This is a genomic window from Acetobacter sp. P1H12_c (assembly GCF_018811975.1).
In the GTDB taxonomy this organism is placed as follows: Bacteria; Pseudomonadota; Alphaproteobacteria; order Acetobacterales; family Acetobacteraceae; genus Acetobacter; species Acetobacter persici.
In genome coordinates this window covers 1-1,046 of the sequence record NZ_JACRVR010000094.1, presented here as the reverse complement: position 1 = coordinate 1,046, position 1,046 = coordinate 1, and the positions used below count along the sequence as shown (strand labels likewise).

The window sequence follows — 1,046 nt, the reverse complement described above, 5'->3', positions numbered from 1 at the left end:
CTAGAGCGGTTCCACTTTAATCTGGTTCATATCCAGAGGCTGTAAAGAAACTGGCGCATTGACTGGGAGTGAAAGCCGGAAGCAGTGCGCCGACGGTATCCCACAGAGCACCGACAGTCCGTTCAGCTTTGGCGCGCAGCAAGGCCTTGAGTTTTGAGAAGGCCATTTCGATGGGATTGAAGTCCGGGCTGTATGGCGGAAGGAACATCAGTTCCGCCCCTGCCTGCTCAATGGCCTTCTGTGCCGCTGGAAGCTTATGCGCCGGAAGATTGTCCATCACGACGATATCGCCCGGCTTCAGTGTCGGGATGAGAACCCGTTCGACATAAACCTGAAAGATCCTGCCGTTCATGGGACCATCATGCACGAAGGGCGCGGTCAGGCCTGTCAGACGCAGCCCCCCGGTGAAAGTCGTGGTTTTCCAGTGACCGTGCGGCACACCGGCGCGGCAACGTTCCCCGCGCAAGGCACGCCCGCGCAGACGGGCCATCTTCGTGGAGAGGCTGGTTTCGTCAATGAACACCAGACGTTGCGGATCAAGGTCAGGCTGGAGATCAAACCAGTCCTGTCGTCGCTTCAGGACGTCTTCACGCTCCTGCTCCAGTGCATGAGCGGTCTTTTTTTGAATGTCCATCCGTGTTGCCGCAACCAGCGACTGAGCATGCTGCGACCGATCCCGACGGCCCGTTCGCTTTCCAGACGCGCCATCATTTCGTGAAGCGTGATGTCTTTCTGCGCTTCGATCATGCCAGCAATGAACGCTTCATGCGCGTCCAGCCGTGATCCGCGCGGTTTGCCCTGACGACGGGGCGTCCGCTCGCCGCTCTCACGTTCCCGACGCAACCAGCGGATCGCCGTCGAAATCCCAACACCAAACCGCGCCGCAATCGAGCGGGCCGATGCTCCCGCAGCTCCAGCCTCCAGAACCCGCTTCCGAAGATCATCACTCAATGCTCGTGCCATCACCCTCTCCATCAGGAAAAACGGTGAATCACAAGACGCCTTCACTGTCACCTCTCGATTCAGGATTCAGTGGAACTGCTCTA

At 58.6% G+C, this 1,046-nt stretch carries 1 protein-coding gene; it reads right to left on the bottom strand.

Annotated features, from left to right (window positions below; genetic code table 11):
* Window positions 1-16: 16 nt before the first annotated feature.
* A protein-coding gene (locus tag KP699_RS16240) for an IS630 family transposase (protein ID WP_237954816.1) occupies window positions 17-963 on the bottom strand; the annotation gives its coding sequence in 2 pieces (ribosomal slippage) (window positions 17-618 and window positions 618-963; 948 coding nt in all).
* Between the last annotated feature and the right edge of the window lie 83 nt (window positions 964-1,046).